Below are 24,130 nucleotides of genomic sequence, written 5' to 3' on the forward strand. Positions count from 1 at the left end.
CAGCGGCAATCGCCGCCGCGCAGGGGGCCAATGCGCTATAACGCCGTCATCGTCGGCCTGTGGCCGCCACCCTGGAGAAATCGTTCGTGCGCAAGCTCGGTTCCGCGGCACTCGCCGCCATCGCAATCTGCGTCAGCATCCCAGCATTCGCATCTGATCCAGCGGGTCGCTGGCAAACCATCGATGAGTCGGGCAAGCCCAAGTCCATCGTCGAAATCCGCCAGGGAAGCGATGGCACCTACACCGGCCGCATCGTCGAACTGCTCAATCCCAGCCGCCCCAACCCCACCTGCGACAAGTGCAGCGACGACCGCAAGGACCGTCCGATCACCGGCATGGAGATCATCCGCGGCATGCGCGCGGAACGCGGCGATGGGTTCGGTGGCGGCACCATCCTCAATCCCGAGGAGGGCAAGGTCTATCGCTCCAAGATGAAGCTGGTCGACGGCGGCAGCAAGCTGGAAGTGGCCGGCTGCATCGCCTTCCTGTGCCGGACGCAGGTCTGGGTCCGCCAGTAGCACGCCCCGTCTTAGAAGTCCCGGAAGCCCGGCAGATGCCGGGCTTTTTCGTGGCCGGGCAGCGGCGATGCCCATGCGATAATCCAGGGCCGCCACAAAGACCGCCTCCATGCCCCGCCCCGCCCTCGTCACCAGCGCCCTGCCCTACGGCAATGGCCACCTGCACATCGGCCACCTGGTCGGCTACATCCAGGCCGACATCTGGGTGCGCGCGCGGCGCATGGCGGGCGGTACGGTGCATTTCGCCTGCGCCAATGACACGCATGGCACGCCGATCATGTTGGCGGCCGAAAAGGCAGGCGTGCCCCCGGAGGAATTCATCCAGCGCACGCAGGCCAGCCAGGAGCGTGATTTCGCCGATTTCGGCGTGGCCTTCGACTGGTACCACTCCACCCATTCGGCCGAGAACCGTGAGCTGACCGAGCGCTTCTACGCCGCACTGGACGGCCGCGGCCACGTCGAGCGCCGTTCGATCGAGCAGCTGTTCGATCCGGTCAAGGCGATGTTCCTGCCGGACCGCTACGTCAAGGGCGAATGCCCCAATTGCGGCACGCCCGACCAGTACGGCGACAACTGCGAGGCCTGCGGCGCGACCTATTCGCCGACGGAACTGAAACACCCGCGCTCGGTGGTGTCGGGTGCCACGCCGGAACTGCGCGAGTCCGAGCACTTCTTCTTCAAGGTCGGCGATTTCACCGGGGTCTTGCGCGGCTGGCTGGAAGGCGACGTCGCGATCCCCGGCGTCAAGGCCAAGCTGCGCGAATGGATCGATGCCGAGGGCGGCCTGCGAGACTGGGACATCTCGCGCGACGCGCCCTACTTCGGCTTCCAGATCCCCGGCCACCCGGGCAAGTACTTCTATGTCTGGCTGGATGCGCCGATCGGTTACTTCTCCAGCCTGCTCGCGCTTGCGCGCAGCGGCCGCAAGCCCGGTTTCGACGAGGCCGAGTTCGAACGCCTGCTCGCACCCGGCGACCACGCGGAACTGCGCCACTTCATCGGCAAGGACATCGTGAACTTCCACGGCCTGTTCTGGCCCGCCGTCCTTGCCGGCAACGGCCTGCGCCTGCCGGAACGGCTGCACGTCAACGGCTACCTGATGGTCAACGGCGACAAGATGTCGAAGTCGCGCGGCACCTTCGTCATGGCGCGCACCTACCTCGATAGCGGGCTCGACCCGGAGGCGCTGCGCTACTACTTCGCCACCAAGTCGTCGGGTGGCGTTGACGACGTGGACCTGAACCTGTCCGATTTCGTCGCACGCGTGAACAGCGACCTGGTCGGCAAGTTCGTCAACATCGCCAGTCGCTGCGCGAAACTGCTGGACACGCACTTCGGCAACGCACTCCCCGGCGACACCCTGGATGGGACGAGCGAGGGCTGGCAAGCCCAGGCCGATGCGGTGCTGTCGGACGTCCGGAGGGCGGCAGCGACGGTGCCGGCCGACTACGAACAAGGCAACTTCGCCGCGGTAGCCCGCACTGCCATGTCCGCAGCCGACCGCGTCAACGAGTACATCGCACAGACCGCGCCGTGGGCGCTGGCGAAGGACGATGCACGCCAGCCCGACCTACACCTGGTGCTGGCCACTTCGCTGCAGGCCTTCGCAGATATCGCGGGCATGCTCAAGCCGATCCTGCCGGCCACGGTGGGTAAGGTCGAGGCGTATTTCGGCGGCGTGGATCTCGCCCCCGGCGCCACCATCGACCTGGCGGGCCGGGCGCTTGCGCCGTACACCGCCCTGTTCACCCGCATTGATCCAAAACGCATCGACGCCATGACCGAAGCTTCGAAAGACACCTTGGCCGCTGCGGCCAAAGCCGCGCAGACCGCGAAGGCGGCAGAGCTGCAGGCATCGTCCTTGCCCCCACCCCAGCCCGCCCGGCCCATCGGCGCAGCCGACGGGCGTTCATCGGCGCGCGAACCACTGGTTCGCGAGCGCACCTCTTCACCCCCCGCAAGCGGAGGAGGGAGCGAGATCGTAAGCATCGACGATTTCGCCAAGCTCGACCTGCGCATCGGCAAGGTGGTCGCGTGCGGGTTCGTGGAGGGTTCGGACAAGCTGTTGCGCTTCGAGCTCGATGCCGGCGACCTCGGCACGCGCCAGATCTTCTCCGGCATCCGCGCCAGCTACGGTGATCCGGAGGCGCTGGTCGGTCGCCACGTCGTGTTCATCGCCAACCTCGCGCCACGCAAGATGCGCTTTGGCATGAGCGAGGGGATGATCCTGTCGGCCGGTTTCGATGGCGGTGCACTGGCGCTGCTGGATGTCGATGCCGGCGCGCAGCCCGGCATGCCGGTGCGTTGATCGCCGCGGCGTTGTCGCCACCAGCCGCATCGGCCCAACGTCCCGTCATGCAGCTCGCCCTGTTCGATTTCGACCACACCGTCACCACCTGCGATACCTACGCGCGGTTCCTGCGCCGCGTGGCCACGCCGGCGCAGCTTGCGTCGGCGAAATGGACGGTGGGTCCCTGGCTGCTCGGCTATCGGCTGAAGCTGGTGAGCGCCGGGCGCATCCGTCGCCGGGTTACCGCGCGGGTCTTTCCCGGGCGCACGCCCGACGAGATCGAGGCGCACGGACGGGCCTACGCGCGCGAGGCACTGCCCGCGCTGGTGCGCCCCGAGGTGATGGCGCGCATCGGCTGGCATCGCCAGCAGGGCCATGACGTGGTGCTGGTGTCGGCGTCGCTGGATGCCTACCTGCGCCCGTGGTGCGCGCAGCACGGGCTGGCGCTGCTCTGCAATACGCTCGAAGTGCGGGGCGGACGGCTGACCGGCCGCTACGCCGTGCGCGACATCGGCGCGCACAAGGCGGACGAGATCCGCCGGCACCACGACCTGTCGCGTTACGAGCGCATCCATGCCTACGGCGACAGCGGCGAGGACCGCCCGATGCTCGCCCTGGCGCACGAGCGCTGGTACCGCGGGGTGCAGGTCGCATGAACGCACCCGCCGATCTCCACCTCGTCGAGCGGCTCGACCGCCTGCTGCCGCAGACGCAATGCCGACAGTGCGGCTACGACGGCTGCCGGCCATACGCCGTGGCCATGGCGCGCGGCGAAGCCGGCGTCGACCACTGCCCGCCGGGTGGCGATGCCGGTGCCCGCGCCCTGGCCCACGTGCTGGACGTGCCTCCCCTTCCCTATGACCGAACGCGCGGCATGCACAAGCCGCCGCAGGTGGCGTTGATCGTCGAAGCCGACTGCATTGGCTGCACCAAGTGCATCCAGGCCTGTCCGGTCGACGCCATCGTCGGCGGCAGCAAGCTGATGCATACCGTCATCGCGGCGCTGTGCACCGGCTGCGAGCTGTGCATCCCACCGTGTCCCGTGGACTGCATCGAACTTCGACCCGGTACGGCTCCCGTCCCCTGACGACAGAACGGCGTGCCGAAGCACGCCGCAGCGGGATCAGACGGGTCCCGGCGGACGCCGGGACCGGGATTGACTCCAGTGCGCCGCCCTCAGCGCGTCGCGCAGGCGGAGCAGATCCGCTCCACCTCGTAGCCGCGTTCGCGCAGCTTTTCGACCACGCCGTCCTCGCCCAGCAGGTGCAGGGCGCCGACCACGACCAAGGTGTCGTCGCTACCCGGTGCCTCGAGGTGGGCGGCGATCTTCGGCACCCAGGCGTCGTTGCGCTCGACGTTGATGCGGTGATAGAGCTTCGGGAACTGATCGCGCATCTCCAGGGCCATTTCCCGCCACAGCGTGTCGGCATCCCCCGCGCGCCAGGCGTTGTGCAGCTTCTCCACCGCTTCCTGGCCTTCGGCACCGGACTTCAGCGATTCCTGCAGGAACTGCAGTTGTTCGGCCGGGTCCATGCCGTCGAGGAACGCGATCTGCTCGGCGCCGGTCTCCAGGCCCGAGGTCGGCTTGTTGGCGGTGCGCGCGCGCTCCGCCATATGGGTGTCGAGGCCGATGGCCGGGTCCAGGCCATACTTGGTCAGTTCGACGATGGTCACCATCAGTCCAACGAACCACGGCTCGAACATCTGCAGCACCTGCCCGTTCATCTGCATCGCGGCGAGGTGGCTGGCATTCTCCTGCACCCAGGCATCGAGCGCGGCCACCGTTTCCGGCGGCAGTTCGCTGTTGAGCTGGGTGCCATCGGTGCGCAGCGCGGCCTGGCCCATCTGCATGCCCAGCGCCGGCGAGCCCATCTCCTCGGGCGCGATCTCGAACACCACGCGGTCGGCGGCGGCGAATGCGGTATCCACGTCCGGCGACAGCGGATAGTCGCTGGGCTTGAGCAGGTGGAACGAGCCCAGCAGGTACACCGCGTTGTCGGCGTCGGACACCTTCCACAGCAGCGGCACCGGCGGCGCGGACGCGGGCTCGGTACCTTGCCGTGCAGCGGCTGGCCCGACGAGCAGCAGTGCGCACACCGCGGCGCTGCATAGAGTGGTCTTGAGGCCGCGGAGCATCGCGGGCACGGGGTTCGAAATCGACATGGACGACGATCCTTTGTGATCAGGGTGTGGGACGGCGGTAGCGCTTCTCGCCAGCGGTCACGGCCAGGTCCATGCGGTTCTCATGGGGCGGCAGCGGACAGGTGGCGTAGTCGGTGAAGGCGCACGGGGGATTGTAGGCGCGATTGAAGTCCACCACGACCGCGCCCGACCGGTCCGGCGCATCGGTGTAGAGGTATCGCCCCGGACCATAGCTCTCGTGGCCGCTGGTACGGTCGGCGAACACCAGGAACAGGCCGCCCTCTTCGCCTTCCAGCGCCTCCAGCCGGTAACGCGCGCCGTCGCGCTCGAACTCGACCACGCCCGGATTCGGCAAGGCCTGCAGCTGGCTGGTGATGTCCATGATCTCGAGCGTGCGCGGCGTGGCATGCGGCACGAAGCTGGCGTCGATGCGCCAGCCGGCATCGGCCGGCCAGTACTCCAGCGTGCCGAACTGCGTGCGCGTTTCGGCGTCCGCGTGCTTGACGCGCAGCGCCTTGCCACCAGACCGCTGCAACAACGACAACTGACCGTTGCCTTCATCGAAACCGACGATGGAGGGTGATTGATCGGTATCGGGCTTCAGTTCGAAGCGCGCCTTCACAGGCTCGCCATCCAGCGTGAGCGCGACGCCGCGTTCCGGCACCAGCCACACGCGGCCGCCCGACTGCTGCAGCAGGCCGAGTTTTTCCGGACCCTTCGCCAGCCGGATGCCGTTGGTCGCCCCGCTGCCGACGTAGTGCGCGTTGAGTTCAAGACGATGCAATCCCACGAGGCTCGCCCAGCCGTCGGGCTGCAGCAGGCGCTCGCGGCGTTCCTCGCGCCATTGCGCGTTGTCGGCGACAAACCGCGGATCCTGCGGCGGCGGCTCGAGACCGCTGTCCTGCGACCCACCGGAACCGCCACACGCGGCCAGCAGCATCGACGTCCCCAGCCACACGCCCCACGTCAGCTTTCGCATGTCATCTCCCCCTCAGGAACCAGCGGTCGATCTCGTGCACCGTGAACCGTGCCCAGGTCGGCCGCCCGTGGTTGCATTGCCCGGAACGTTCGGTCGCTTCCATCTGCCGCAGCAACGCGTTCATTTCCGGCACGGTCAACCTGCGGTTGGCGCGCACCGCGCCGTGGCAGGCCATCGTCGACAACAGCTCGTCGCGCGCAGCCTTCACCCGGCGGCTTTCGCCATGTTCGCGCAGGTCGGCCAGCACGTCGCGGACCAGCGTCTCGGTATCGCCCTGTGCCAGCAACGCCGGCACGCCGCGCAGCAGCAGCGCCTGCGGTCCAGTCCGCGACAGCTCGAAGCCAAGTTCCGCCAGTGTCGTGGCCTCGCGCTCGGCGATCTCGGCTTCGCGCTCGGACACGGCGATCGATTGCGGCACCAGCAACGGTTGGGTGCGCAGGCCTTCGCCGTCATGCGCCGCCTTCAGCCGTTCGTAGCCGATGCGTTCGTGCGCGGCATGCATGTCCACCACGATCAGGCCGTCCGCGGTCTCGCTGAGGATATAGATGCCGTGCAACTGCGCCAGCGCATAGCCCAGCGGCGGGATGCCGGTGGCGGCATCTTCGGCAGGCAGCGGCGTTTCGACGCGCACTGTGCCGGGCGCGGCGTACAGCGCCGCATACGCGGCCCGTGCCTCGCCTACCTGCAGTGACAGGTTCGGCTGCGGCATCGGCCGCGACCACGGCGCGGTTGCCTCGGTCACCATCGCGGCATCGCCCGTCGGCGCGAACGCAGGCGCCACCTGGCTGCCTGCCCGCGTGTCCGCCAGGGCTTCGTGCAGGGTGCGGTAGACGAAGTCGTGCACCAGTCGGGTATCGCGGAACCGCACCTCATGCTTGGCCGGGTGCACGTTTACGTCCACGCGCGCCGGGTCGAGGTCGAGGAACAGCACGTAGGCCGGCTGGCGGCCGTGGTACATCACGTCGCCGAACGCCTGCCGCACCGCATGCGCCACGCTGCGGTCGCGCACCGGGCGACGGTTGACGTAGAGGTATTGCTGGTCGGCGCTTGCGCGCGAATAGGCCGGCTGCGCGATCCAGCCGTGCAGGCGCAGGCCCGCCGCGGCGTGGTCGACGCGCAGGGCATGTTTCGCGAACTCCGGACCCAGGGTTTCATGCAGGCGGTCGTCCGAGAACAGCTCGGTGCCGCCCTTGTAGCGCCGCGTCGGCTTGCCGTTGTGCGAGATGCGCAACTCCACGTCGGGCCGTGCCAACGCCAGCGAACGCAGCCACTCTTCGATGTGGCCCAATTCGGTGCGTTCGGCACGGAGGAACTTGCGCCGTGCCGGCACGTTGTAGAACAGGTCGCGCACCTCGACCGTGGTGCCGGGCGGATGCTGCCTAGGCTCCACTGCGCCCACGCGACCGCCTTCCACCGGCAATGCCGAACCGTGTCCATCATCGCCGCGACGCGACGCCAGCACGAAGCGGCTGACCGACGCGATCGATGGCAGCGCCTCGCCGCGGAATCCCATCGTCGCCACCGTTTCCAGATCGTCCAGCGACCCGATCTTGCTGGTCGCATGGCGCGACACCGCGAGCGGCAATTCATCCGGCGCGATGCCCGAGCCGTTGTCGCGCACGCGGATCAGGCGCACGCCGCCTTCCTCGAGGTCGATGTCGATGCGGTCGGCGCCGGCATCGACGGCGTTTTCGACCAGTTCCTTGACCACGGACGCGGGCCGCTCGACGACTTCGCCGGCGGCGATCTGGTTGATCAGGGTGTCGGGGAGTTGCAGGATCGGCACGCAGGGTCGCGGCACGGAGTCCGGGCCGCCGCAGGGGTCAGGCGTGATGATAGCGGAGGGTGCCCGGCCGTGGCCGGACGGGCGCGTCAGCGGCTTCCGCCAGCGACGGCCTCGGCTTCCCGGGCGGCGCGCGCAGCGTACAGCGTGCCCGGCGGCGGCTGGTTGACGAAGTACCGGTCGATGCCCTTGAGCACCGCTTCGGCCAGGCGGCGCTGGTGCGCCGGATCCTTCAGCCGCTGTTCCTCGTCGGCGTTGGAAATGAAGCCGGTTTCGACCAGCATCGCCGGCATGTCGGCATTGCGCAGCACCGAGAAGTTGGCGTATTCGACCTGCGGCTTGTGCGTCTTGCCGACGCTGCGCAAGCCTTCCAGCACGTGGCTGGCGGCCTCCTGCGAGGCCTTCATGTGCCCGCTCTGCGCGAGGTCGAGCAGGACGTTGGACAGCACGTCGCGCTCCAGCCGCGCGCCGCCGACCAGGTCGGACGCGTTCTCGCGGTCGGCCAGCCAGCGCGCCTGCTGCGACGAGGCGCCGCGCGTGGACAGTGTGTACACCGAAGATCCGTAGGCCGCACGGTTGTGCGCGGCATCGGCATGGATGGAGACGAACATGTCCGCACCGGCCTGGCGGGCGCGGCGCGCGCGCTGCGGCAGGTCGACGAACTCGTCGCGATCGCGCACGAGGTAGGCGCGCATGCCCGGCGTGGCGTTGATCTGCCGCGCCAGTTCACGAGAGATCGCCAGCACGATGTGCTTCTCGTAGGTGCCGGCGGGGCCGATCGCACCGGGATCCTGGCCACCGTGGCCGGGATCGATGGCGATGACCAGCGGCCGCGTGCCGGCCTGGGCCAGCGGCGGACGCGCGGCGGGCGGAGGCGGCTGCGCGACCTGCGGCGGGATGGTCGCTGGGGTGGTCGCGGCGGCCACGGTGGCCGGCGCGGGGGTTGGGGTCGGCACCTGCCGCTGCAGCGACGGATCGCTCGATGGCTGCGGCTGCGGCGGAGATGCCGGATTCGAAGGCGTGTCACCCACTGCCGTCGCGCCGCCCTGCAGGCCGGCGATGATGCGCGAGGTGGCATCGGCCGAGGCAACGGCCGGATCGATCTGGGATGAGGCAGGCGAGGTGGCTGCGCTGGCAAGGGGGGAGGTGGCAGCCGCGATCTGCGCGATCGGATCGGCCGGCCCGTCGCCGGGCCACTCGAGGATCAGGCGCAGGCCGTCAGGGCCGTCCTCGTAGCGCGGCTGCATTGCGACGACCGGACTGGACAGGTCGAACACGATCCGCGCGGTGCCCGGCACCGGCTGGCCGTTGCGGACGCTGCTGACGATGCCTGCCGCCGGCGGCAGGCGCAGGCCCGCGGCGAAGCGACTGCCGGGCAGGTCCACCACCAGGCGGTCGGGGTTGGCGAGGGACAGCACCTTGTGCTCGGCTCGGTCGTCCAGGTGGATCTCGACCCGGGTGCCGGTGGCGCCGGTACTCAGGCGCAAGTCCTTGATTTCGGACGAATACGCAAGGTTCCAGAGCAAGGCCGCCAGCAAGGCGATGCCAAGCAGCACTTGCTGGATGTTGATTCCCCGAAGGCGCATGGGCAGTAGTCAAGCACCAACGCCCCGATTTTGCAACGGGTTTTCCCTTCAAAATCCGGCACCTGCCAAACCTTTCTAGGTTCCGGTTCAGGTAATCGCTGCAAACCGCTCCGGGAGCCGGACGGTCGCCAGCCAGGCATGCCCGGGGCCCGACACCGGCTCCAGTCGGGCGCCGCGGCCTTCGCCAGCGACGGCCAGATGCACCCGCAGGTCTGCGGGCGGCAGCGCCGGCCCCGCCCGGTCTGGCCACTCCACCAGCCACAGCACCGGCTCGATGTCGTCCAGGCCCAGGAAATCGAGCTCGGCGGCATCGCCGATGCGGTACAGATCGAGGTGCACGGCTTCGCGTCCGGAGGCCAGCAGGTAATGCTCCACCAGCGTGTAGGTGGGGCTGCGGACCGGACCGGTCACGCCCAGCGCACGCAGCCAGGCGCGCGCCAGTGTGGATTTTCCGGCGCCAAGGTCGCCCCGCAGGTGCACCATCGCGCCGGGCGGCGCCGCGAGCGCCAACGCGCCCGCCAGTTCGGCCGTGGCCTGTTCGTCGGCAAGATGGACATGCAGCGTCATCGCGCCCCCCCGGGAGTTGTCCCGTTGGCACGTCGGCGCAGGTGCGGCAGCAGGTCCGAGGGCAGCAGGCCGCGCTCGCCACCCTCCCCCGCCGCATCGTCGCCGGCCACGGCGTGCAGCAGCGCACCCGTGGTCGCGGCATCGAAGGCATCGCGCCCTTGCGCGCGCAGCGCGGCGATGCAGCCAGTCAGCACGTCGCCCATGCCGCCAACGGCCATGCCGGGATTGCCGGCGGATACCACGCGCGGCGTCGTGTCCGGCGCGGCCACCAGCGTGCCCGCCCCCTTCAACACCACTACGCAGCCCATGGCCTGGCACAGCAGGCGCGCCGCCGCGTAGCGATTGGCCTGCACCTCGGCCACGCTGATGCCCAGCAGTCGCGCGGCTTCGCCCGGGTGCGGCGTGAGGATGTCATCGTGCGAAGGCAGGCGCGCGGAGGCTGCGAGCAGGTTCAAGGCATCGGCATCCAGCACCAGTGGCTTGCCACGGGACAATGCACGTTCGAACAGCGTGCGCCCCCAGTCGCCCTGCCCCAGTCCGGGGCCGATCGCGACGACATCGGCGGTGTCCAGCATCGGATCGAGTTGCCGCGCCGACGTAATGCCGACCGGCATCGCCTCCGGGCAGCGCGCCAGCAGCGGCGCGACATGCAACGGCTGCGTGGCCACCGCGACCAGCCCCGCGCCACTGCGCAGCGCGGCTTCCGCGGCCAGCATCACCGCGCCGCCCTTGCCGCTGTCGCCACCGATGCACAGCACGCGGCCACTTGCACCCTTGTGGGTGTTGCGCGGGCGTGGCGCGAACATCGCCGACAGGTCGTCCGCATCGAAACGGGTGGCGACGACCGCCATCGCGTCGCGCAGGTGTGCCGGCAGGTCCAGCGTGGCCAGCGAAAGTCGGCCGACATGCTCCAGTGCCGCACCCGTCGCCAGCCCGGCATGGGGCGCGATGAACTGCAGCGTGCGCGTGGCGACGATGGCGGCCCCCGGCACGCGGCCGTGGTCGGCATCGACGCCGCTGGGCACATCCAGCGACAGCACCGGACGCCCCGACGCCGCGATCGCTGCGAAGAGCTCCGCCGCTGCACCGTCGGCTGCGCGCGACAGGCCGATGCCGAACACCGCATCCACGATCACATCGGGATGTCCCACGGTGCCGCCGAATTCGACCACCACGCCACCCGCCGCTTCATACTCGTCGCAGGCGCGCCGTGCCAGCGGTGTCTTCGGCGCATGCGTCGCGAGCCGCAGCACGCGCACCGTGCGTCCGGATGCGTGCGCGTGGCGCGCCAGCACATAGCCATCGCCGCCGTTGTTGCCGGGGCCACAAACGACCACGAGGGTCTGCGCATCGGGCCAGTGGCGAAGCAGTTCGCGCCAGGCGGCCTGGCCGGCCTTTGCCATCAGCGCGAAGCCGTCGTCGCCCGCCGCCTGTGTTTCCACCCCGCGCAGCGCAGCCGCGTCGTACAGGGGTGTGCCGCGGGCTGGCGAGGGCTGCTCCATGCGCCGGATTCTATACTTGCCCCATGTCCGTGCCCGCAAGCCCATCGACGCCCGCCGATCCTGCTGCGCTGGCGCTGCGGATCAAGTCGCTGGCGCGCGAATCGGGTTTCCAGCGCTGCGGCATCGCCGGCATCGAGCTGGGCGAGGATGAAGCCCACCTGCGCAGCTGGCTGGCGAACGGACTGTACGGTTCGATGGACTGGATGGCGCGCCACGGCGACAAGCGCTCGCGCCCACAGGAGCTGGTACCCGGCACACTGCGCGTGGTGTCGGTGGGGCTCGACTACGGCCAGGACGAAGACGAGGCCTGGCGCACGCTGGCCGACGGCAGCCGCGCCTACGTGGCGCGCTATGCGCTCGGCCGCGACTACCACAAGCTGATGCGCAACCGGCTGCAGAAGCTCGCCGATCGCATCGCCGGGGAGATCGGTCCGTTCGGCCATCGCGTGTTCGTCGACTCGGCACCGGTACTCGAGCGCGCGCTGGCGCGCAATGCGGGGCTGGGCTGGATCGGCAAGCACACCTGCCTGATCGACCGCGACGGTGGTTCGTGGTTCTTCCTCGGCGAGCTGTACGTCGACCTGCCGCTGCCGATCGATCCGCCTGCGAGCGCACACTGCGGCACCTGCGCGCGCTGCATCGACATCTGCCCGACGCAGGCCATCGTCGCGCCGCACCGCCTCGATGCGCGCCGCTGCATCGCCTACCTGACCATCGAACACGAAGGCGCGATCGACGAAGCGCTGCGCCCGGCCATCGGCAACCGCATCTTCGGGTGCGACGACTGCCAGCTGGTGTGTCCCTGGAACAAGTTCGCCAGGCGCACCGACGAACCGGATTTCCGCGCGCGCAACCGCCTGGACGAAGCCTCGCTGGCCGAACTGTTCGCATGGGACGAGGACGAGTTCCTCCGACGCACGGAAGGGTCCGCGATCCGCCGCAGCGGACATGCGCGCTGGCTGCGCAACCTCGCCATCGCCCTGGGTAATGCGCCGGCCACGCGCGAGGTCATCGATGCGCTGCAATCGCGCCGCGACTGGCCAGACCCCGTGGTGCGCGAACACATCGAGTGGGCGCTGCGGCGGCACGGGATGCCGTAGCCGCGGATAGCAGCTAGAGGCGCCTGGCGCGCCTCGCCATCAACAGCACGTCGACGTACGCGCCGTCGCGCAAGGCGTACTCGCGCGCAAGTCCCTCGCGCTCGAAGCCATGGCGCCCGTAAAGCGAGATGGCCGCGGCATTGTCGGCATAGACCTCCAGCTCCAGCCTGCGCACGCCATGCCAGCGTTCGGCGGTATCGATCACCGCTTCCAGCAACTGCGTGCCGACGCCTCGGCCGCGATACGCGGGCGCCACGGCCATGCCGAGGTTGGCGACATGTCGTCGCCGTGGACTCTGGAAGACCTCGAACCCGGCGGCGCCGACGACTCCGTCGCCATCGACCTCAGCCACCAGTTGCACCACATGCCGCGGCAAATCGCGCAGTTGCTTCTCCCACGCCGCGAGCGACGGGTATGGCAGTTGCAGGGTCGCCGCAAATGCACCCGGCTCCGCGAACAGCGCATGCAGGCCGGCGGCATCGCCGGGCTCGGCATGGCGGACGCGCGCGCCCGGCGTCATCGTTGGCCCGAACGCGCGTTGATTTCGTCGAGCAGCGCGCGCGTCACCGGATCATCAACCTGCGCATCGCCGGACAGCGCCGGCAACAGCTTGTTCGCCAGTTGCTTGCCCAGCTCCACGCCGAACTGGTCGAAGGCATTGATGCCCCATGCCACCGACTGCAGGTACACGCTGTGCTCGTACAGCGCCACCAGTGCACCGAGCGCCTGCGGCGACAGCGCGTCCAGCAGGATCAGCGTGCTGGGTCGGTTGCCGGCATAGGCGCGGTGCGGATCGTCGCTGGGCTGCCCGTTCGCCAGCGCTTCGGTCTGCGCCAGCAGGTTGGCGAGCAGTGCGCGATGGTTTTCTTCGTGCCCGCCCTCGCTGCCGACCACGCCGATGAAATCGGCCGGCACCACCTGGGTGCCTTGGTGCAGCGCCTGGAAGAAGCTGTGCTGGGTGTCGGTGCCCGGGCCACCCCACCAGACCGGCACGGTGTCGACCTGCAGCTGCGCGCCATCAAGCCGAGCCGACTTGCCGAGGCTTTCCATCACCAGTTGCTGCAGGTAGTTGGGCAGCAGCCTGAGGCGTTCGTCGTAGGGCAGGACCGCCTGCGTGGCGAGACCCAGCGCGTTGCGGTTCCAGATGGCCGTCAACGCGTGGCGGAACGCGAGGTTGTCGCGAGGTGCCGCGCCAACCGCATGCGCGTCGAAGCCGGCGGCGCCCGACAACAGCTGTTCGAAGCGATCCATGCCGATGCCGAGCGCGATCGGAAATCCCACCGCCGACCACAGCGAGTAGCGACCACCCACCCAGTCCCACATCGGCAGGATGCGTTCGGGCGCGATGCCGAACGCGGCGGCGCGATCGACGTTGGCGCTGACGCCGTACACGCGGCTGTCGTCGCCCAGCCATTCGCGCACGATGCCGCCGTTGAGCAGGGTTTCCTGCGTGCCGAAGGTCTTCGAGATCAGGATCGTCGCGGTCTTCGATGGATCCAGTCCCGCCAGCGTGCGTCGCGCCGCGTTGCCGTCCACGTTGGACAGGAAGTGCACGCGGAAGCGTGCGTCCGTTTGCGCCAGCGCATCCACCACCAGCCGCGGCCCCAGGTCGGATCCGCCGATGCCGACGCTGACGATGTCGGTCACGCCGCTGCCCGACAAGGCGTCGACCAGAGCGCCCATCCGCTGCCTGGCGTCGCGCGCCTGCGCGGCGCGTTCGCGCACCGCGGGCGACGTGGACGTGTCACCGCGCAGGGCGGTGTGCAACGCGGCGCGTCCCTCGGTGGCGTTGACGGTTTCGCCATCGACCAGCCGGCGCATCGCCGACGGAAACCCGGCCGCATCGGCAACCGAGAACAACGCATCGAGCGCGGCATCGTCATACCGCTGCCGTGCGAAATTCGCGTACAGCGGACCGGCACGCAGCGCCTGTGACTCAGGGCGCCCGGGGGTGGCGGCCAGCGCGCGGATCGGCGTGTCGCGCAGGCGTGATGCGTGTTCTCGAAGTGCGGCGGAATCGATGCTCATGTGGGGGCAACCTGGACCGGAAAGGCGTTGTGGGGTGCCCCATGCCCGTGGCGCCCTGGCGGCACCACCCTGCGCACGAAACACGCGTCGCCCGAGTATAGGACCGATTTCCGCGCCGCAACATCGGCGCGCGGATTCATCCCGCGGCTGTGAATTCCAGGTTGTCGATCAGGCGCGTGCGGCCCAACCGTGCGGCCACCAGCGCCACGAACGGACCTCGCGACGCAGGGTCCGGTGCGCCCAGACCGGCATCGCGGACCTCTGCGTAATCGACGGCGAAGCCGGCGCGTTCGAGGCGTTGCGCGGCGTCGGCCTGGACCGCGGCAAGGGACATGCCATCGAGGTATGCCGTGCGCATGGCCTGCAGGGTGCGGTGGATCTCCGGCGCGATAATGCGCTCGGCCCGCGACAGATACTGGTTGCGCGAGCTCATCGCAAGGCCGTCATCCTCGCGCCGAGTCTCGCCGGCGAGCAGTTCGACCGGGAACGCGAGGTCGCGCACGAAGTAGCGGATGACCGCAAGCTGCTGGTAGTCCTTGCGCCCGAACGCGGCCACGTCGGGTTGCACCTGGTTGAACAGGCGCGACACCACGGTCACCACGCCATCGAAATGCCCGGGGCGATGCGCACCGTCGAGCACGTCGGTGATCCCCGGCACGCGCATGCGCACCGCGGCCTCCGCGCCATAGGGGTACATCGTCTGCACCGACGGCAGCCACAGCAGGTCGCAACCCGCCGTGTCGAGGCCCCGTGCATCCGCGTCCGGCGTGCGCGGATAACGCGCGAAATCCTCGTTGGGGCCGAACTGCGTGGGATTGACGAAGACGCTGGCGACCACGCGATCGGCATGCGCACGCGCCAGCTGCACCAACGAATGGTGGCCGGCGTGCAGGTTGCCCATCGTGGGCACGAAGCCAATGCGCAAGCCTTCGCGCTTCCATCCGGCGATTCGGGTGCGCAGGGCCTGCAGGTCGGTGACGGTTTCGAGCATGGCGGTCATGGTGCCGTGGCGCGTTGCGGACACGGGCGAGCCTCAACGACGTCATCCCGGCGAACGCCAGGACCCAGTGCCTTCGAGCGGCCTTGACCCGGAGACAAGTCGCCGGGTCCCGGCTCGCGCCGGGATGACGGGGGTTTTGTGTTCATCCGCATCGATCGGCGACCGCGCACGCATCCAATCTGGACGCGCGGTCATTCATACGCGTGGGCCGCATCGGGAAAACTCCCGTCCCGCACCGCATTGACGTAGGCCTGCACCGCGCCCGCCACCGAGCCGCCCTCGACCAGGAAATCCTTGACGAACTTCGGGCGGCGGTGGCCGGTGTCCAGCCCCAGCATGTCGTGCAGCACCAGCACCTGGCCATCGCAATGCGGGCCGGCACCGATGCCGATGGTCGGGATCGGCGATGCGCGGGTGATGTCAGCGGCCAGCGCCGAGGGCACGCACTCTAGCACCAGCAGGTCGGCACCTGCTTCCGCCACCGCCAGCGCATCGGCGCGCAGCTGTTCCGCCGCCGCGGCCTCGCGGCCCTGCACCTTGAAGCCGCCGAAGCGCAACACCGACTGCGGGGTGAGGCCGAGGTGCGCGGACACCGGGATCTCGCGCCCGGCGAGGAACCGGATCGCATCGAGCTTGTGCGGCCCGGCGCCTTCCAGCTTGACCATGCCCGCGCCGGCCTGCAGCAGGCGCGTGGCGGCATCGAGCGCGCGCTCGGGCGTGGCATCCGCCTGGAATGGCAGGTCCGCCAGCAGCAACGCGCGCGACAGACCACGCGCCACGGCCCGCGTGTGGTACTCGATATGGTCCACAGTCACCGGCAGGGTCGAAGCCTCGCCCTGCACCACCATGCCCAGCGAATCTCCCACCAGCACGATGTCGACGCCACTGGCATCGAACACGCGGGCGAAGCCGGCATCGTAGGCGGTCAGCATCGCCAGCTTGCGGCCGGCGCGCCTGGCATCGCCAAGCGCCGGGACGGTGACGGGTTTCGCAGGGGCCTGGCTCATGTCGCTAGCCTAGCGCCTCGATGGCGGTGGTTTCCAATGCGGCCAGCGCGGCGCGCGCATCGCCCACGCCTGGAATGCGGGCGCCGGGCAGGATCTCGAGCAACGGAAGCAGCGCGAAGGCGCGTTGCGACAGGCGGGGATGCGGGATCGTCAGCCCCGGCGCGTCCACCACCGCATCGCCATACAGCAGGATGTCCAGGTCCAGCGTGCGCGGGCCCCAACGATCGCTGCCGTCGGCGGCGCGGGTGCGTCCATGGTCGCGCTCCAGCGCCAGCAGCCCATCCAGCAGTGCGCGCGGCGCCAGCGAGGTTTCCACCGCGGCAACGGCATTGATGAAGTCCGGTTGCGCGGTCACGCCCCAGGCGGGCGTGCGGTACAGCCGCGACACCTGCAGCAGGCGGGTGTGCGGCAGCCCATCGAGCGAGCGTGCGGCCGATGCCACCGCCGCGGCGGCATCGCCGAGATTGCCGCCCAGCCCGATGCAGGCGACGACCGGGGTGTGCATCGAGGCCTAGTCCGTGCCGAGGGCGGCCGTGGCGCGACGGCGACGGCGGCGACGCTTGCGCGGCGCGGCGGCATCGCCTTCGCCCTCGCCCTCCGGGGGATGGGCTGCGATGGCGTGGTCGGGATCGTCCTGCGCCTCGCGCCAGAACGCGATGTCCTCGGCATGCGCATCGGAGGTGATGCCGCGCAGCAGCAGGAAGTCCCATGCCGCACGGAAGCGCGGATGCGCAAGCGTGCGCATCACCCGCTTGCGCTGGCGCAGCGAGAACCGCGCCTGCATCAGCCAGATCTCCTGCATCGGCAGCGAGAACCGGCGCGGCAGCGCGATGGTCGACAGCTGGTGCACGGTCACGCGGTCCGCGGCGCGGCGCTGCGCCTCCACCGGGCTGACGCCCTGCGCCTGCAGCTTCATCAGCTCGCGGCAGTAGGCCGGCCACAACAGCACGGCGAACAGGAAGGCCGGCGACACCGGCTCGTCCGCTTCCACCCGCGCATCGGTATTGCCCAGGCCCGCGAGCAGCATCTTGCGCAAGGCGCCGCTGCGGTTGGATGCCAGCGCGGCGGCGGTCTCGGGGAACAACGCCGCGACCAGGCCGTGCTGCTCCAGGCCTTCGAAGCTGGCCACCGCATGCCCGGACAGGAACAGCTTCATGCACTCCTCGAACAGGCGCGCAGGCGCGGCCTCGGCCAGCAGCGACGCCAGCCGCGGGATCGGCTCGGCGCTGGCAGCCTCCACCTCGAAGCCCAGCTTCGCCGCCAGCCGCACCGCGCGCAGCATGCGCACCGGGTCTTCTCGATAGCGCGTTTCGGGATCGCCGATCAGGCGCATGCGGCGGTTGGCAACATCCTCGAAGCCGCCGACGTAATCCCGCACCGAGAAGTCCTCGATGGTGTAGTACAGCGCGTTGGCGGTGAAGTCGCGGCGGACGGCATCGTCCTCGATGGTGCCGTACACGTTGTCACGCAGCAGGCGACCGCCCTCGTGGGTCTCGCGATCGCCGCTGCCGTCGTCGACGTTGGCGCGGAAGGTGGCAACCTCGATGATCTCGCGGCCGAACACCACGTGCGCCAGCCGGAAGCGGCGGCCGATCAGGCGGCAATTGCGGAACAGGTGCTTGACCTGGTCCGGCGTGGCATCGGTGGCCACGTCGAAATCCTTGGGATGGCGCCCGGCCAGCAGGTCGCGGACCGCGCCGCCCACCAGGTAGCCTTGGTAGCCGCCTTCACGCAGGCGGTAGAGCACGCGCAGCGCATTGGCACTGATGTCCTTGCGCGAGATGGCGTGCTGGTCGCGGGGAATGACCCGCAGGACGGGTGTGATCGAGGTGTCGTTGGGCATCTGCGCCAGGCGGGTTCCGGAGGGGCGGCCACGTTCGCCGCCCGTATCGCTGCTATACTAGCAAGCTGCGCCGGGCCGATGTCCGGGGCACGGGTTGGACGTCCTGCCGACCCGGTTGCATGCAACACCACCGCTCCCTTCGTCTAGCGGTCAGGACGCGGCCCTCTCAAGGCTGAAACACGGGTTCGATTCCCGTAGGGAGCGCCAATTCTTCCGCCGCACCCGAAGGCATGCGACCGACAGGCTGCATGGACGCCAAGGATGCGACGACCGCCATTCCTTCGCCCTTCCTCCGCTTGCGGGGGAAGGGAACGGGATGGGGGCAACTGAAAGCCCGCGCCACTCGACGCGGGCTTTTTTGTGGCTCTTCGTCCCGATCGAGCAAAAAACACCACCTCGTGATGCCGCAGGTCCGATGCCACCGCAAGTCGCGGCCCGATATCCGCTTGGTTGCGGTGGCATCGGACCTGCGCGGAGAAGCCATCGTCAGTTCGGTAGAAGAGCGAAACAGCTTGTTCTTGGACTGGCTTTTTGCCTGACGCGCCGGAGAGGTTGGGGGCGCCTGTCGGGGCCATGCCGACCAAGCGGATATCGGGCCACGACTCGGCATGGCCCCGGCAGGCGCCCTCGGCGCCGCCGGACCCGGGAGAATATTTTTCTTGAAGGCACTGGGTCCCGGCTTGCGCCGGGAGGACGACGTGTCGATAGTCGAGCCAGAAGCACGCTGTCGGATTCGAACAGATGACCCCGTTTTTCCCGGCGACGACGCAGCAACCTTCCACGCCGTCCACGCACCAATGCGAACCCCTCGCATCCCGAACCGGCACCTGCCTTAGAATCCCCGCACCACCCACGGAACCCCGCCATGCCTTTCGTCGTCACCGAGAACTGCATCAAGTGCAAGTACACCGATTGCGTCGAGGTCTGCCCGGTCGATTGCTTCCACGAAGGCCCGAACTTCCTGGTGATCGACCCGGACGAATGCATCGACTGCACCCTGTGCGAGCCGGAGTGCCCGATCAACGCGATCTACCCGGAAGACGACGTGCCCGCAGGCCAGGAAGCGTTCGTCGCCCTCAACGCCGAGTTGTCCCAAGCCTGGCCGGTGATCACCGCACGCAAGGACGGCCTGCCCGACGCCAAGGACTGGGAAGGCAAGACCGGCAAGCTGGAACTGCTGGAACGCTGACCGTCGGGCATCGACCGGAGGCAACGAAAACGGGCGCCGAGGCGCCCGTTTCGCTGATTGGGCCGGAAAGGTACACCGGCCGGGCAATTCCTCAGTTGGCGAGCGCGGCGCGCAGCGTCTCGATCAGCTGGATGGGCGGTTCACCGGCGGCGGGCAGGCCGCGCGGATCGACCGCGGCGACATACGCGCCGGTATCCGTCGGGGTGATGCGGACCAGGAACTTGGCATCGCCATAATCGACGTCGAAGGTGCCGAGGATCTGCGCGCGGTTGACGATCGTCAGTCCCTGCACGCCGGCCAGCACCTCACCGACGCGATTGAAAACTTCGTCGCGCGATCCGGCGACGGCGAAACCGTTGGGCTGGGCCGAAGGCGCCGGCGCCATTTCCGAGCGCGTGGCCGATGCGGCCGGCGGCAGCGCCATGGCGCCACTGGTGCCGGGACGGTCGAGGTCCGGCGGCACTTCCAGCGGACGCGACTCCGGGCTCTGAGCGTACATCTCGTTGGTCTTGCTGAACCACCTGCAGCCGGTGGTGCCGAGCACGACGATGGCGATCATCGCGACGATCGCGATACGGGACGGGGACGGAACGTGGCGCATGGGTCAGGACTCCTGCAGGTGTACGTCAGGCCGCGACGGCATCGCGGCACGAAAGTTCGAGCGCCTCGACGTCGCGCGCGATGCGCGAAGCCGTGGGGCGGTGGATGTCGGAGAGCGCCTGCAGCGGCAGCCGCAGGCCGTGGCCGATGCCCTGCCTCTCCAGCAGAGCCTTGATCGGAATCGGATTCGGTTCGATGCCCGAGAAGTCGTAGAGGCCCTGCAATTGCGCGTCGAGTGCCTCGGCGAGATCGCGACGCCCGGCGCGGGCCAGGTCGCAGAGCCGGCGCATCGCGCGCGGCACGACGTTGGACACCACGGACACCACGCCATCGGCACCGGCCAGCATCGTGCGCGCTGCAGTGGGATCGTCGCCGGAAAGCAGTGAGAAAGTGTCGCTGCGCAACGCATGCAGCGCGTCGACGCGCTCCTGATCACCCCGCGCTTCCTTGATCCCAACGATGCCCTCGTGTCCGACAAGCGCTGCCACGGTGTCCGGCGACAGGTCGCAACCGGTACGCGCCGGCACGTTGTACAACACCACCGGCAACCCGCCCTCGTCGGCCACGCGGCGGAAATGCGCCTGCAAGCCGGATTGGGTGGGACGCACGTAAGGCGGCGTGACCACCAGCGCGGCGTCGGCGCCGAGTGCGGCCGCACGGCGCGTCTGTTCGACCGTCTTCGCAGTGCCGGACAGGCCGGTGCCGGCCAGCACCGGGAGGCGTCCGGCCACGGTCTCCACCGCCGTGCGCAGCAGCGCGTCGTATTCCGATTCATACAGCGCCGCGGCTTCGCCCGTGGAACCGGCCGCCACCACGCCCTGCGTGCCACCGTCGAGCTGCGCCTGCAACAGGCGCCGCCAGGCGTCGAGGTCGAGTTCGCCAGTCGCCGTGAACGGCGTCGCCAGCGCGGTGATGCTGCCGGAAAGTCGCAAAATGGGGCTCTGTGTGGAGTGCCGGGCGCGCGATGCGGCTTGCCGTCGCGGTTCGATGGCATGTTACTTGCGGCCCGGAAGCGCGGGCAAGTATGCTGGCCGCAGCCCGGCGAAGCGGCCATCCGCCGTTCAGACCGGGCCACCGGAAGACTTCATTCTCGCCGCGGACGCTGCCTTGACCGACCCAGACACCACCCGGCCTGCGCCGAACGAGAACCACCTGCTGATCAACGCCTACACGACGCACCCGGCCTCCCCGCTGTTGGCCGTGTCGCGGCGCATCGCCGACAGCGGCTGCAACCTGGTCGACACCCGCCTGTCCACGGTCGGCCGCGACGTGTCCGTCACCGCGCTGGCGACCGGCTCGTGGGACGCGGTGGCCAAACTCGAGGCGATGCTGACCCGGCTGGAGCGCGAGGAAGGCCTGAAGCTGATCTGGTACCGCACCGGGCCCAAGCCGATCCAGTCCAACCTGCTGCCCTACGTGGTGGAAGTGGTGGCCGCGGACAAGCCGGGCATCCTGTTCCAGCTGGCCGACTTCTTCGACCGCCAGGGCATCACCATCGAAAGCCTGCACTGCTCGCGCTATCGCGCCATGCAGACCGGCGCGGACATGTTCTCGGCCCAGGTGACCATCGGCGTGCCCGCCAACATGCACATCGCCGCGCTGCGCGACGATTTCCTCGAGTTCTGCGACCACCTGAACCTCGATGCGATCATGGACCCGATGAAGTTCTGACATGACGCAACCCGGCAAGGCGCTTCCCAAATCCACCCTCAAGCTGCCGCTGGCGCTGTCCGGCGGCGATACCACCACCCTCGCCGACTACGCCGGCCAATGGCTGGTGCTGTACTTCTACCCCAAGGACAGCACCCCCGGCTGCACCACCGAAGGCCTTGACTTCAACGCGTTGCTGCCGAAGTTCAAGCGCGCCAACGCGGCGGTGCTGGGCGTCTCGCGCGACTCGGTGAAGTCGCACGACAACTTCTGCGCCAAGCAGGGCTTCAGGTTCCCGCTGGTCAGTGATGCCGACGAGAAGTTGTGCACCGCCTTCGACGTGATCCACGAGAAGAACATGTACGGCCGCAAGGTGCTGGGCGTGGTGCGCAGCACCTTCCTGATCGACCCCGAAGGCCGCCTGGCCGCGGAATGGCGCGGCGTGAAGGTACCCGGCCATGCACAGGCCGTGTTCGATGCCCTGAAGGCCGCTAGGGCCTGTTAACACTCATGACGTATGTCGCATGGTTTCCCCAAGGCCGTCAGGTGGTGCTGCGTGGCGCAGTGCCTGACTGGCCGTCAGGTCAAGCCACGTGGCGCCGCATGGCGGCCTTGGGGAAACCACCCGGCGGGCCGGCCCTTCGGACGCGCGCAGCGGCGTCATCGCTCCGTTGCGTATCGACATACGCGCCGTCGCTCTTCCTTGCTGCGCACGCCCGAAGGGCCGGTGCGGCATGCGTCATGAGTGTTGACAGGCCCTAGTCCAAGTGACCCGCCCCGCCCCGACCGGTCGTCGCCATCCTGCCCCGCAGGCCATGGCGGCGCGCCGCTGCCGGTCCACCACCCCGCCACGGAAGCCCACACGCCGATGATGACCAAAGGCAAGCGCATCTACGTCCTCGACACCAATGTGTTGATGCACGACCCCACCGCGCTGTTCAAGTTCGAGGAGCACGACGTCTACCTGCCGATGCAGGTCATCGAGGAGCTCGACAACGGCAAGAAAGGCACCACCGAGGCCAGCCGCAACGCGCGCCAGGTCAGCCGCTTCATCAACGAACTGATCGAATCGGGCGGTGCCGACCACATCGCCACCGGGTTGCCGCTGACCCGGCCGAACGGACTGCAACTGCGTGGCGCCCAGAGCGTCGGCCACCTGCGGTTCCAGACCACGGTGCCGAAAGAAGACCAGGCCTCGTTCGGCGCGGTCGCCCCGGACAACCGCATCCTCGGCGCGATCCTCGCGCTGCGCCAGGAAGACCCGGACTTCCCGGTCGTGTTCGTGTCCAAGGACATCAACCTGCGGATCAAGGCGGCCATCGCCGGCATCCCCAGCGAGGACTACGAGAACGACCGCGCGCTGGACGATTTCAGCCTGCTCTACACCGGCGCCACCGCGCTGCCGGAGGATTTCTGGTCGCGCCACGGCAAGGACCTGCGCTCGTGGACCGACAAGGGGCGCACCTACTACGAAGTGGCACTGGGCGAAGACAGCGACTGGCACCCCAACCAGTACCTCTACCTGCCCGGCGACGACGAGGCCGAGTTCCGCGTGGCCAAGGTCGATGGCGGCAAGGCGACGCTGCAGATCGTCGACGATTTCCGCAGCACGCAGCATTCGGTCTGGGGCATCACCGCGCGCAACCGCGAACAGAACTTCGCACTCAACGCGCTGATGGACCCGGAGATCGACTTCGTCACCCTGCTCGGTACCGCCGGCACCGGAAAGACCTTGCTGGCACTGGCCGCGGGGCTGGCGCAGACCATGGACCAGCAGCGCTACCGCGAGATCATCATGACCCGCGCCACGGTAAGCGTGGGCGAGGACATCGGCTTCCTGCCCGGCACCGAGGAAGAGAAGATGACGCCGTGGATGGGCGCGCTGACCGACAACCTGGAGGTGCTGACCCACAACCAGGAAGGCGGCAGCTGGGGCCGCGCGGCGACCAACGACCTGCTGGCCAGCCGGATCAAGATCCGCTCGCTCAACTTCATGCGTGGCCGCACCTTCCTGTCGCGCTATTTGATCCTCGACGAAGCGCAGAACCTCACGCCGAAGCAGATGAAGACCCTGGTCACGCGCGCCGGACCGGGCACCAAGATCATCTGCCTGGGCAACGTGGAGCAGATCGACACGCCCTACCTCACCGAGACCACGTCGGGCCTGACCTACGCCGTCGACCGCTTCAAGGACTGGGCGCACAGCGCGCACATCACCTTGCGCCGCGGCGAGCGTTCGCGGCTGGCGGATTACGCTTCGGAAGTGCTGTAGGCACAGTGGAAACACGGTCGTGCGCCGGACCGAAGACGCTCCGGCACGCGACCGAAGTCGACTGTACGGCGCGG

24 protein-coding genes and 1 tRNA gene are annotated in these 24,130 nt (G+C 69.0%); 11 read left to right on the top strand and 14 right to left on the bottom strand.

The genetic code is table 11. The features are described from left to right. Nucleotides 1-59 precede the first annotated feature (59 nt). The 4 genes from E2F46_RS00830 to rnfB all read left to right on the top strand — a co-directional run bounded on the left by E2F46_RS00830 (nt 60) and on the right by rnfB (nt 3,895). A complete protein-coding gene (locus E2F46_RS00830; protein ID WP_243720251.1) occupies nt 60-518 on the top strand; it encodes a DUF2147 domain-containing protein in 459 nt (152 codons plus the stop codon). Between the two features lie 109 nt (nt 519-627). Continuing rightward, the gene (metG, locus tag E2F46_RS00835) at nt 628-2,826 is read left to right on the top strand and encodes a methionine--tRNA ligase (RefSeq protein ID WP_133320291.1); all 2,199 of its coding nucleotides are present in this window, start codon (nt 628-630) and stop codon (nt 2,824-2,826) included. 47 nt (nt 2,827-2,873) lie between these two features. After that, the gene (locus tag E2F46_RS00840; RefSeq protein WP_133320292.1) at nt 2,874-3,464 is read left to right on the top strand and encodes an HAD-IB family hydrolase; all 591 of its coding nucleotides are present in this window, start codon (nt 2,874-2,876) and stop codon (nt 3,462-3,464) included. Beyond that, on the top strand, nt 3,461-3,895 hold the full coding sequence (gene rnfB / locus E2F46_RS00845; protein ID WP_133320293.1) for an Rnf electron transport complex subunit RnfB: 435 nt from the start codon (nt 3,461-3,463) through the stop codon (nt 3,893-3,895). The genes E2F46_RS00840 and rnfB overlap by 4 nt, the downstream gene beginning before the upstream one ends. 89 nt (nt 3,896-3,984) lie before the next feature. On the opposite strand, the gene E2F46_RS00850 is transcribed toward rnfB, so the two are convergent. The 6 genes from E2F46_RS00850 to E2F46_RS00875 form a co-directional block, all read right to left on the bottom strand. Then, nucleotides 3,985-4,971 carry a TraB/GumN family protein gene (locus E2F46_RS00850; RefSeq protein ID WP_243720252.1) on the bottom strand — a complete coding sequence of 329 codons (987 nt, stop codon included), beginning with the start codon at nt 4,969-4,971 and terminating at the stop codon, nt 3,985-3,987. Between the two features lie 19 nt (nt 4,972-4,990). Next, nucleotides 4,991-5,929 (bottom strand): DUF1684 domain-containing protein, encoded by a 939-nt coding sequence (locus tag E2F46_RS00855; RefSeq protein ID WP_133320294.1) that lies wholly within the window; start codon nt 5,927-5,929, stop codon nt 4,991-4,993. A gap of 1 nt (nt 5,930) precedes the next feature. Further along, entirely contained in the window at nt 5,931-7,715 is a 1,785-nt protein-coding gene (gene mutL / locus E2F46_RS00860) for a DNA mismatch repair endonuclease MutL (RefSeq protein WP_133320581.1), read from the bottom strand. 86 nt (nt 7,716-7,801) lie between these two features. Beyond that, complete coding sequence (locus E2F46_RS00865; protein WP_133320295.1) at nt 7,802-9,298, bottom strand: N-acetylmuramoyl-L-alanine amidase; 1,497 nt, start codon at nt 9,296-9,298, stop codon at nt 7,802-7,804. A gap of 87 nt (nt 9,299-9,385) precedes the next feature. After that, entirely contained in the window at nt 9,386-9,865 is a 480-nt protein-coding gene (gene tsaE, locus E2F46_RS00870; RefSeq protein ID WP_133320296.1) for a tRNA (adenosine(37)-N6)-threonylcarbamoyltransferase complex ATPase subunit type 1 TsaE, read from the bottom strand. Then, nucleotides 9,862-11,367 (bottom strand): NAD(P)H-hydrate dehydratase, encoded by a 1,506-nt coding sequence (locus E2F46_RS00875; RefSeq protein WP_133320297.1) that lies wholly within the window; start codon nt 11,365-11,367, stop codon nt 9,862-9,864. Before E2F46_RS00875 ends, tsaE begins: the two co-directional genes overlap by 4 nt. A gap of 23 nt (nt 11,368-11,390) precedes the next feature. Here E2F46_RS00875 and queG point away from each other — a divergent pair, with 23 nt between their 5' ends. Beyond that, nucleotides 11,391-12,467: a tRNA epoxyqueuosine(34) reductase QueG gene (queG, locus tag E2F46_RS00880; RefSeq protein ID WP_133320298.1), complete on the top strand. Its 1,077-nt coding sequence runs from the start codon at nt 11,391-11,393 to the stop codon at nt 12,465-12,467. 13 nt (nt 12,468-12,480) lie between these two features. On the opposite strand, the gene E2F46_RS00885 is transcribed toward queG, so the two are convergent. From E2F46_RS00885 to pcnB, 6 genes are all read right to left on the bottom strand, one after another. Then, nucleotides 12,481-12,987, bottom strand: a complete 507-nt coding sequence (locus E2F46_RS00885; protein ID WP_133320299.1) for a GNAT family N-acetyltransferase — start codon at nt 12,985-12,987, stop codon at nt 12,481-12,483. Continuing rightward, entirely contained in the window at nt 12,984-14,495 is a 1,512-nt protein-coding gene (gene pgi, locus E2F46_RS00890; RefSeq protein WP_133320300.1) for a glucose-6-phosphate isomerase, read from the bottom strand. The genes E2F46_RS00885 and pgi overlap by 4 nt, the downstream gene beginning before the upstream one ends. 136 nt (nt 14,496-14,631) lie before the next feature. After that, nucleotides 14,632-15,486, bottom strand: coding sequence for a pantoate--beta-alanine ligase (gene panC, locus E2F46_RS00895; RefSeq protein ID WP_133320582.1), 855 nt, complete (start codon nt 15,484-15,486; stop codon nt 14,632-14,634). 200 nt (nt 15,487-15,686) lie between these two features. Then, nucleotides 15,687-16,502, bottom strand: a complete 816-nt coding sequence (gene panB, locus E2F46_RS00900) for a 3-methyl-2-oxobutanoate hydroxymethyltransferase (protein WP_133320301.1) — start codon at nt 16,500-16,502, stop codon at nt 15,687-15,689. A 4-nt stretch (nt 16,503-16,506) separates the two neighbouring features. Beyond that, on the bottom strand, nt 16,507-17,007 hold the full coding sequence (gene folK, locus E2F46_RS00905; RefSeq protein WP_133320302.1) for a 2-amino-4-hydroxy-6-hydroxymethyldihydropteridine diphosphokinase: 501 nt from the start codon (nt 17,005-17,007) through the stop codon (nt 16,507-16,509). A gap of 6 nt (nt 17,008-17,013) precedes the next feature. After that, nucleotides 17,014-18,345: a polynucleotide adenylyltransferase PcnB gene (gene pcnB / locus E2F46_RS00910; protein ID WP_133320303.1), complete on the bottom strand. Its 1,332-nt coding sequence runs from the start codon at nt 18,343-18,345 to the stop codon at nt 17,014-17,016. A gap of 132 nt (nt 18,346-18,477) precedes the next feature. Between pcnB and E2F46_RS00915 the strand changes: the two genes are divergently transcribed. The 3 genes from E2F46_RS00915 to fdxA all read left to right on the top strand — a co-directional run bounded on the left by E2F46_RS00915 (nt 18,478) and on the right by fdxA (nt 19,534). Beyond that, nucleotides 18,478-18,552: transfer RNA gene (locus tag E2F46_RS00915), tRNA-Glu, on the top strand. 41 nt (nt 18,553-18,593) lie between these two features. Then, the gene (locus tag E2F46_RS00920) at nt 18,594-18,884 is read left to right on the top strand and encodes a hypothetical protein (RefSeq protein WP_133320304.1); all 291 of its coding nucleotides are present in this window, start codon (nt 18,594-18,596) and stop codon (nt 18,882-18,884) included. Nucleotides 18,885-19,210: 326 nt separating this feature from the next. Next, entirely contained in the window at nt 19,211-19,534 is a 324-nt protein-coding gene (fdxA, locus tag E2F46_RS00925; protein ID WP_133320305.1) for a ferredoxin FdxA, read from the top strand. Nucleotides 19,535-19,625: 91 nt separating this feature from the next. Here fdxA and E2F46_RS00930 read toward each other — a convergent pair whose 3' ends face one another. Both E2F46_RS00930 and dapA read right to left on the bottom strand, forming a co-directional pair. After that, a complete protein-coding gene (locus tag E2F46_RS00930; RefSeq protein ID WP_133320306.1) occupies nt 19,626-20,135 on the bottom strand; it encodes a hypothetical protein in 510 nt (169 codons plus the stop codon). Between the two features lie 25 nt (nt 20,136-20,160). Continuing rightward, nucleotides 20,161-21,066, bottom strand: a complete 906-nt coding sequence (gene dapA, locus E2F46_RS00935) for a 4-hydroxy-tetrahydrodipicolinate synthase (RefSeq protein ID WP_133320307.1) — start codon at nt 21,064-21,066, stop codon at nt 20,161-20,163. Nucleotides 21,067-21,241: 175 nt separating this feature from the next. Here dapA and E2F46_RS00940 point away from each other — a divergent pair, with 175 nt between their 5' ends. From E2F46_RS00940 to E2F46_RS00950, 3 genes are all read left to right on the top strand, one after another. Then, on the top strand, nt 21,242-21,805 hold the full coding sequence (locus E2F46_RS00940; protein ID WP_165967305.1) for a glycine cleavage system transcriptional repressor: 564 nt from the start codon (nt 21,242-21,244) through the stop codon (nt 21,803-21,805). A gap of 1 nt (nt 21,806) precedes the next feature. Then, a complete protein-coding gene (locus E2F46_RS00945; protein ID WP_133320309.1) occupies nt 21,807-22,289 on the top strand; it encodes a peroxiredoxin in 483 nt (160 codons plus the stop codon). 366 nt (nt 22,290-22,655) lie between these two features. After that, the gene (locus E2F46_RS00950; protein ID WP_133320310.1) at nt 22,656-24,056 is read left to right on the top strand and encodes a PhoH family protein; all 1,401 of its coding nucleotides are present in this window, start codon (nt 22,656-22,658) and stop codon (nt 24,054-24,056) included. The last annotated feature ends 74 nt before the right edge of the window (nt 24,057-24,130 follow it).

It is taken from the genome of Luteimonas aestuarii, assembly GCF_004357985.1.
GTDB lineage: Bacteria > Pseudomonadota > Gammaproteobacteria > Xanthomonadales > Xanthomonadaceae > Luteimonas > Luteimonas aestuarii.

Coding starts and splice junctions, on each gene's coding strand:
- metG (WP_133320291.1), top strand. CDS start 628: ATGCCCCGCCCCGCCCTCGTCACCAGCGCCCTGCCCTACGGCAATGGC.
- E2F46_RS00840 (WP_133320292.1), top strand. CDS start 2,874: ATGCAGCTCGCCCTGTTCGATTTCGACCACACCGTCACCACCTGCGAT.
- rnfB (WP_133320293.1), top strand. CDS start 3,461: ATGAACGCACCCGCCGATCTCCACCTCGTCGAGCGGCTCGACCGCCTG.
- E2F46_RS00850 (WP_243720252.1), bottom strand. CDS start 4,971: ATGTCGATTTCGAACCCCGTGCCCGCGATGCTCCGCGGCCTCAAGACC.
- E2F46_RS00855 (WP_133320294.1), bottom strand. CDS start 5,929: ATGCGAAAGCTGACGTGGGGCGTGTGGCTGGGGACGTCGATGCTGCTG.
- E2F46_RS00865 (WP_133320295.1), bottom strand. CDS start 9,298: ATGCGCCTTCGGGGAATCAACATCCAGCAAGTGCTGCTTGGCATCGCC.
- tsaE (WP_133320296.1), bottom strand. CDS start 9,865: ATGACGCTGCATGTCCATCTTGCCGACGAACAGGCCACGGCCGAACTG.
- E2F46_RS00875 (WP_133320297.1), bottom strand. CDS start 11,367: ATGGAGCAGCCCTCGCCAGCCCGCGGCACACCCCTGTACGACGCGGCT.
- queG (WP_133320298.1), top strand. CDS start 11,391: ATGTCCGTGCCCGCAAGCCCATCGACGCCCGCCGATCCTGCTGCGCTG.
- E2F46_RS00885 (WP_133320299.1), bottom strand. CDS start 12,987: ATGACGCCGGGCGCGCGCGTCCGCCATGCCGAGCCCGGCGATGCCGCC.
- pgi (WP_133320300.1), bottom strand. CDS start 14,495: ATGAGCATCGATTCCGCCGCACTTCGAGAACACGCATCACGCCTGCGC.
- panC (WP_133320582.1), bottom strand. CDS start 15,486: ATGCTCGAAACCGTCACCGACCTGCAGGCCCTGCGCACCCGAATCGCC.
- panB (WP_133320301.1), bottom strand. CDS start 16,502: ATGAGCCAGGCCCCTGCGAAACCCGTCACCGTCCCGGCGCTTGGCGAT.
- folK (WP_133320302.1), bottom strand. CDS start 17,007: ATGCACACCCCGGTCGTCGCCTGCATCGGGCTGGGCGGCAATCTCGGC.
- pcnB (WP_133320303.1), bottom strand. CDS start 18,345: ATGCCCAACGACACCTCGATCACACCCGTCCTGCGGGTCATTCCCCGC.
- E2F46_RS00920 (WP_133320304.1), top strand. CDS start 18,594: ATGGACGCCAAGGATGCGACGACCGCCATTCCTTCGCCCTTCCTCCGC.
- fdxA (WP_133320305.1), top strand. CDS start 19,211: ATGCCTTTCGTCGTCACCGAGAACTGCATCAAGTGCAAGTACACCGAT.
- E2F46_RS00930 (WP_133320306.1), bottom strand. CDS start 20,135: ATGCGCCACGTTCCGTCCCCGTCCCGTATCGCGATCGTCGCGATGATC.
- E2F46_RS00945 (WP_133320309.1), top strand. CDS start 21,807: ATGACGCAACCCGGCAAGGCGCTTCCCAAATCCACCCTCAAGCTGCCG.
- E2F46_RS00950 (WP_133320310.1), top strand. CDS start 22,656: ATGACCAAAGGCAAGCGCATCTACGTCCTCGACACCAATGTGTTGATG.